General features: G+C 64.3%; 7 protein-coding genes. 4 read left to right on the forward strand and 3 right to left on the reverse strand.

Annotated elements, in window-relative coordinates:
* A partial coding sequence (locus ACYQ0U_RS22255) for a hypothetical protein (RefSeq protein WP_459976071.1) occupies positions 1–452 on the forward strand: 452 nt, incomplete at its 5' end.
* Positions 453–837: 385 nt separating this feature from the next.
* Here ACYQ0U_RS22255 and ACYQ0U_RS22260 read toward each other — a convergent pair.
* A complete protein-coding gene (locus tag ACYQ0U_RS22260; RefSeq protein ID WP_459976072.1) occupies positions 838–1,284 on the reverse strand; it encodes a hypothetical protein in 447 nt (148 codons plus the stop codon).
* A complete protein-coding gene (locus ACYQ0U_RS22265) occupies positions 1,281–2,324 on the reverse strand; it encodes an AAA family ATPase (protein WP_459976073.1) in 1,044 nt (347 codons plus the stop codon). The genes ACYQ0U_RS22260 and ACYQ0U_RS22265 overlap by 4 nt, the downstream gene beginning before the upstream one ends.
* Positions 2,325–2,504: 180 nt before the next feature.
* Here ACYQ0U_RS22265 and ACYQ0U_RS22270 point away from each other — a divergent pair, with 180 nt between their 5' ends.
* From ACYQ0U_RS22270 to ACYQ0U_RS22280, 3 genes are read left to right on the forward strand one after another with little or no spacing between them, the layout of a single operon-like run.
* The gene (locus ACYQ0U_RS22270) at positions 2,505–3,173 is read left to right on the forward strand and encodes a hypothetical protein (RefSeq protein ID WP_459976074.1); all 669 of its coding nucleotides are present in this window, start codon (positions 2,505–2,507) and stop codon (positions 3,171–3,173) included.
* Positions 3,166–4,131 carry an McrB family protein gene (locus ACYQ0U_RS22275; RefSeq protein ID WP_459976075.1) on the forward strand — a complete coding sequence of 322 codons (966 nt, stop codon included), beginning with the start codon at positions 3,166–3,168 and terminating at the stop codon, positions 4,129–4,131. The genes ACYQ0U_RS22270 and ACYQ0U_RS22275 overlap by 8 nt, the downstream gene beginning before the upstream one ends.
* A gap of 3 nt (positions 4,132–4,134) precedes the next feature.
* Positions 4,135–5,520 (forward strand): 5-methylcytosine restriction system specificity protein McrC, encoded by a 1,386-nt coding sequence (locus ACYQ0U_RS22280; protein ID WP_459976076.1) that lies wholly within the window; start codon positions 4,135–4,137, stop codon positions 5,518–5,520.
* On the opposite strand, the gene ACYQ0U_RS22285 is transcribed toward ACYQ0U_RS22280, so the two are convergent.
* Positions 5,499–6,831, reverse strand: a 1,333-nt coding sequence (locus tag ACYQ0U_RS22285) for a DNA-methyltransferase (RefSeq protein WP_459976077.1), incomplete at its 5' end; no start/stop codon positions are given. The genes ACYQ0U_RS22280 and ACYQ0U_RS22285 overlap by 22 nt on opposite strands.

Raw genomic sequence — 6,831 nt, forward strand, 5'->3', positions numbered from 1 at the left:
TAACACCCGGCGAGGGTTCTAACTTCAATCACTTGGCGGAGGTGCTGGGACGTTACTCGAACCCCGGTCCGGCGGGGGTGAGGTTGGAGAAGGCGCGTTCGGTCGCCGGAGCCGAGCGTCGAGCTGAGCCGTGGTCACCACACGAATTGAGCGGAGCGCACCGGGTCCGGGCCGTTCTGAATACCCAAGCTGACGAGATCCGTGAGCGATACGCGGCCGGCGAGACATGCATGAGGCTGGCGCGCGACTACGGCGTGCCGGAGTCGACGATGCGGGACTTCCTCCGGCGCCAGGGGATAGTCATGCGGCCGCTCGGCAAAATCGCCGCAGCCGATGTCCCTGACATGGTGCAGCTGCGTGAATCGGGATGTACGTACCGGGAGATTGGTGAGAAGTACGGCGTCACGCGGCACGCGGTAGCGATGCGGCTGGGGCGCCGACCGACTTGCTGATGTTGTCGACCCTGGTTATCGGGGCGATGTCGGCAAAGTTCTTACCCTAAGTTGTCGCGACTGAGCTAGATTCCCGCACATGGCGCGCGGTCAGAAGTGTCCAAACTGCAGCAAGCTCACCTTCCATGAGAAGGATTCGATTCGTGAATGCAGCAACTGCGGTGCAACGGGCTGGCTTGGCACTGGTCCAGCGCCGACATCGAAGCGTGGCAAGACCTGCGGGTTCTGTGGCTCGGGCACGTTGAAGAAGGTCGGCGTCTCGGCAAGTGGCGCCGAGCTGCGACAGTGCTCCACCTGCTCGGCTGTACTTGTCGATTAGTACCGGACGGGGTTGTTGAACTGCGGCTGTCGCCCGTCCTGAGGACCGACGCGACGCCGCCCTGTATCACTCCGAACGGAACGCAGATCCCTTGGCGGCGCGAGCCGCAACCTTGTCGATGATGCGATCGATCACCCGGTTAGGGTCCTTCCACTTCATCGCGAGCCGATCATGGTCCATCCCATGCTCGGCCACGATGTCCCGAAGCTGTTCGAGATCGAGCTCAGTGAGCCGCTCACGGAGCCCTGACTCGCCCCTGTCACCGTAGACCGCGAACGGATCCAGCACACCAGGAGAGCGACGACCTGTGCGCTTCGGCTGCTTGTCCCCGGGCTCCTTCGCGACGATTGCAGCCGTGAGAGCGTTCGCGAAGCGTGGGGTGCGGGTAGCTTCGTCTGCCACCGCAAGCACGAGCTTCGATAATGACTCGGCGAGCTCCGGTCGAGTCGCGCTCAACTTCAGCAGGTTCTCCGCTGCGGCCTGGACCGCCTTACCGGCTGGATCGTCGGTCATGCGATCTCCTCCGCCGCGGCGATGAACTCCTTAGCGAGCGCACGGAACACTTCGTAACCGCCCTGATAGGCGTACTTCTGACGCAGAGTCGACATCGGCGAGAACTCGGCGGATGCCGCGATGGCGTTACCCTCCGGCACCCACGTCTCGAAGACGACCGGCAGGTTCTCGTCGTCCTCCAGACGCCGGATCGTTGTGTTGTGCACCGTCGAGGCGGCGCGGTACTTGGTAACGACGATGCCGAGCTCCTGGATATCCTCGCCGAGGTTGTCCGCGAACGCCTTCACGCGCGACTGGATCTGCGGGATGCCGTAGGTGCTGAGGACGTCGGGGATGGTGGGGATGATGTACCCGTCGCTGATCCGCAGGCCATTGAGCGTCACGATGCCGAGGTTCGGCGGGCAGTCCACGAGGACGTAGTCATAGTCATCGAGGATGGGCTTGACCGCTCGGCGCAACAGATCGGTGGGATTGTTGGAGTAGAAGCGCCCAGAGGGCATCGAAGCGAGCCGGTCCTGCACGTCGATCAGATCGAGGGATGACGGCAGAAGGTCGACACTGCGTACCTCCGAGACCGGGCTGACCTTCTTCTGGAGCGTGGCCGTCAGGTCGAAGCGGGGCTCGTCGTCCTCACCACGCAGCGCGTCGGTGAAGAGGGTGACGAGCGTGTTGCCGGCATCGTTGAGCTCCCGCCAGCGGTCCTCGCCGATCAGCACGGTCGTGGCGTTGGTCTGCGGGTCAAGATCGATGACGAGGACCTTCTTGTGGAACTCCGCAGACAGGAACTCGGCGAGTCCCACCGTGGTGGTGGTCTTACCGACGCCCCCCTTGAGGTTGATGGTCGAGATGATGTGCGCCATGGGGCTTCCCCTTCTTCGCAGGTACTTTTCTATGGCATCGCGGTCGAATACGGGCCCGCTGCGCAAGTCCGCCACGGGTGTCGGGAATCTGCTGTCGCGGGCCCGCCAGTTCGACGCCACGGTCCGGCTCACCCGGGCCATGTCCGCCACCTCAGCGAGACCGACCAAGTCCTCGGCCACGAGCCTCCTTGTGGATGTCGTTCACGGATGATTGCCAACTGTGAATGTTGTTCACAGTCCTGTCAAGGGGTCTCGTTCAATGCGCCGCAAGCCCAGCAGAGGTGGTAGCCGGTCTGCAGTCCGACTGACGTGTCGCGGCATCTGCCATCAGTTGTCGGATGTCGCCACTACGCTGCCCCTGTGCCTGACGAACCAACGCCAACCCATGTGCTGAGCAAGGGCGCCGTCCGTTGGGCGATCGACATGCTCGGCGCCCAGAAGCTGCACCCAACGTTCGTGATGTACCTCTACCTCCGCAAGGAGCATCGAGCGGGACGGTTGGCGCAGGCATCGGCGTCCTCGGACGAGGTCCTTTCCCTGATACAGATGCCGGGGCATCCCACGAAGCCCTATTACTTTCCGCTCATCGACCGTGGTGTGCGCTCGGGCAGTCCGCTGCCCAGCTTCTGGCGAGCGAAGAACATCCCGGGAAGCTGGTCGCCAGGTTCGATCTTCCGCCTGAAGGGCGGCGGGTGGATGGGCCTGTCCGGGGGTGGTTATGCGTTGCCCGACGACCACGTCGAACGCGCCTTCAAGGACTTGCTCTACGACGCGTCAGTCTCGGCGCTCGCCCTCGGCTGCTACTTCCTGCGGAACGACGGCTTCGTGCTGTCGGGTGAGCCCACCGCGGACGACATCATCGGGGGTTTCCGTGCCAAGTTCGACTACCCCGACGGCGCCCAGACTGAGTTCGACCGGCTCTACACCACGGACGTTCCGCTTGCCGACGCTAGCTTCTCCTGGTTCGACCCGTTCACGCCGGACACAACGCCCGCTCCACTCGTGACCGAGGAGCTCGGCGATGTTTGAGGGATTGGTACCTGACGTCAGGACGCTCACCGCTGACGACCTGGACATCGGCGTCCAAGCAAGGGCAGCCACCGGCCATGCCTCGTCTGCCCCCGACGCCCCCGACGTCACCGCGGACGATCCGCAGGTGCAGGAGATCATGCGACTGGCGCGCATCTACGGCGGCGTCATCTTGTCGGGGCCCCCGGGCACGTCCAAGTCCTTCTTCGCCGCTGCGGCCGGCCAGCTCATGGCCGGTGGGGACAAGCGGCGGTACCGGTTCGTCCAGTTCCACGCGAGCTACCAGTACGAGGACTTCATGCTCGGGTTCTCGCCGACCGAGACCGGCTTCAAGTCCAAGGAAGGCCCGTTCCTCAAGCTCGTCAAGGATGCGGCCGCGGATGAAGAGAACACCTACGTCCTGGTAGTTGACGAGCTATCCCGGGCGGACGTGGGCCGCGTCTTCGGCGAGGCGCTGACCTACATCGAACGCAGCAAGCGCGAACTGCCGTTCACCATCGCGAGCGGCGAGGAGATCAAGGTCCCGTCGAACTTCGTCATCTTGGCCACGATGAACCCGTTTGACCGGGGAGTCGACGAGGTCGATGCGGCCTTCGAGCGCCGTTTCGCCAAGATCTCGATGGATCCCGACAGAGAGCTGCTGGACGACATCCTCACGAACAACGGCATGGACGAGGACCTCAAGCGCCGCGTCATGGTCTGGTTCGATCGGATCAACGGCCACGCCCAGAGCACCCCGGCCGCCGCCGTCGGACACGCCTACTTCTGGGACGCCAGCGACGAGGACACACTCGCTGACATCTGGCGGTACCAGCTCAAGTTCCTGGTTCAGCGAGCGTTCCGGCGCGACCAGAACACCCGAGCCGCGCTCGAGACGGGCTGGGAGCACATCTTCGTCCGACCTGAGACGCCCACCGAGCCAGCGTCAGAAGAGACGACGACCGAGTCTGAAGCCTGAGCCATGACCGAACTGACGAGCGACGTGCGAGTCGTGGAGTGCGCGGAGTATGAGCACATCGACGTCGACCCCTCGCTCTGGTTCGGGGAAGGGCATCGGGCGATCTTCAACTCGGAGATCGACGGCAAGGACGTGCTTCGGGTCAACTTCTCGGGCGGAGTGCTTCGCCTTCAAGCAACGTCGTTCGTCGGCGTGATCCCGATCAACGATCGCCTGGTGCTTCGCGTCAAGCCGCGAGTGCCGCTCAGCAACCTGACGCGCATGGTGATCGAGACCGGCCATAGCCTCCTGGCGCTCTCGGCGTTCCGGGACTACGCCGGTCGAGGCACCGCTGACGACTGGGCGATGGACCGCTACACCGACGCCTTGCTCGACTACGTCGACGAGGTCCTCGACGCGGGTCTGCTGCGCATTTATGAGCGGCGGGAAGACGAGGGTCACTTTCCGCACGGCCGTATTGACTTCACGCCGACTATTCAGCGGTTTGTCGCCCGAGGCATCCCGAACAAGGCCGCCTTCTCCTGGTTCGAGCGCACCGTCGACACGCCCGCCAACCGCTGCATCAAGGCTGCGATGGAGGTCATCTACGACCACCTGATGAAGGCCAAAAAGAAGCCTCGCAGGGGCGATCAAGGTCGCCTTCGCCGTTTGGCCGGCCAGTTCGCCGCCTTCGAGGAGGTCGGCAGCGACCCCGACTATCGCTTCCTGGACGACCCTGAGGTGCTGGGCCTCGCGCCGTTGCCTGACTCGCGCTCCTACTACCGGCCGGTGCTCGATCTGTCGGTGCTCATCGTGCGCGGGGTTGGCATCGCCCTCGATCTTGGCGGTGAGGATGTGCAGATGGGCTCGCTGCTCATCAACACGAACGAGCTGTTCGAGAAGTTCGTTCGCGTCAGCTTGGCGAAGCAGGCGCGGGCTCGCCGCTGGTCGGTCGACGTGCTCGACGGCAACACCGAAGGCCGAGTCAATCTCTACGACGTGCCAGACGAGCTGCCAGCGCCGTTCGGCACGCCGCTCGCGGCCATGGCGAGCCGCGACGCGGGGAAGGCCCAGCCGGACGTCGTACTCAGGACCGCCGATGGCACGGTGCCGCTGATTGCGGAAGTGAAGAACACCGTCACGTCCGATGAAGCATTGCCGGATCGCGGCCACGTCGAGCAGGCCGTTACCTACGCGCTGCGCTACGGGCTCAGCTTCACGCTGCTGATACACCCGTGGAGCAGGGGAACCAAGGGCCTCGTCTACGTGGGGCGCGTTCGGTCAATCGACGTCTACGACTACCGGCTCGACCTCTCGTCCGAGGAAGACGTCGACAAGGCAATAGCGGACATGGCCGAGACAGTGGCCGGTCTCGCCGGGATCACGCCTCAAGCACCGAGCGACGGCTGATCCATCCAGTTCACGAGGTCGACGCCGATGGCATCGCGACCTTCCTCGATGGCGGTCTTGAGTGTTGTGCCGGTGCCGGCGAACGGGTCCAACACGACGCCGCGAGCCGGGGCGTTGTGCCCGCAGTCGGTCCAGCCCACTGTGCGCTTCTTGGCGAAGGTGAACTCGCGGAAGTAGCCGCCGAGTGCCAGTTTTGCCTCTGCGGCGAGGCGCTGGACCTCAAGGCTGTTACGACCGGTGCCGTTCTGGAACTTGGTTGCCTTGCCGACATCGGAGACGCCGAACGCCTGGACGGCTCGGATGTGCTCGGGCGTCAGGCCCTTCTCCTTGGCCAGCTCCATGGCGCGTTTGGCCTGGGGGCGGCTGGGGTCCAGCTCCGCAGTGCGCTCGATGACGCGCTTGCGCGGTACGCCGCACTCGGCGCAGACCTGCTGCGGCGCTGCGAGCGTGATGGCACGCCGCACCAGCTCGCGAGGGTAGGGGGCGAGGTGCGCGCCCATGTTCCGCTCTGGGTTGATCGTCCAGACGTCGCCCGGGTTCGCCCCGTTGCCGAACTCCTCGGAGTAGCCGACGAGGTCATAGTAGTAGGTGGGCTTGTAGGTCAGGTGGATGACGTACTCGTGGCGGTTGGCGAGGCGGTTCTTGACCGGGTCAGGCATGCCCGACTCTTTGGCCCAGATGATGCGGTTACGGATGAGCCAGTCACCCTTGGCGGCTTGCCACTCGATCTGCCCGGGGATGCCGAGCAGGGACTTGTTGAAGTAGGTGTCGCCGACGTTGAGGAAGACAGAGCCGTGGGGGCGGAGCACACGCTTCCACTCGGCTAGGCACTCCATGATCGAGGTGACGTATGCGTCAGCGGTCGGCTCCAGGCCGATCTGATCGGTGTGGCCGTAGTCGCGCTTGTTCCAGTAGGGAGGCGAGGTGACGATCAGGTCGACAGAGTGGTCAGGAAGACCCGTCTTCCGCGCATCGCCGGGCGTGAACGTGAGGCTCGGCTCTAGCAGATTCCGCTCCCAGTCGGCGAGCTGGCTGACCGAGGCAGCTCCGAGTTTCGCTCGACCTGCGGCAGGCTCCGAGTCTGCGGAGTGGGCATCTGCTGCGCTGCTCATCGGGAGGAGCTTCCCTTCGTCGTACGGCGTCATGCTGTTTCTGGGCCGGACGTTATGCGGCTGCGCCGACATCCGGGTATTCGTGCAGGTCAGAGGCGTACACGACCATGTATATCGAGAAAAATTCCGGTCGTCGAGCACCGCTTCGGCGCGTCGTACGGCGAACCGACGATTGTGTCGTACCGGCCCGCCAGTGACT

It is taken from the genome of Nocardioides pyridinolyticus (assembly GCF_054653575.1).

Bases quoted from the DNA above. Each gene is read 5' to 3' on its own strand.
- ACYQ0U_RS22260 (WP_459976072.1), bottom strand. From the start codon at position 1,284: ATGACCGACGATCCAGCCGGTAAGGCGGTCCAGGCCGCAGCGGAGAAC.
- ACYQ0U_RS22275 (WP_459976075.1), top strand. From the start codon at position 3,166: ATGTTTGAGGGATTGGTACCTGACGTCAGGACGCTCACCGCTGACGAC.
- ACYQ0U_RS22280 (WP_459976076.1), top strand. From the start codon at position 4,135: ATGACCGAACTGACGAGCGACGTGCGAGTCGTGGAGTGCGCGGAGTAT.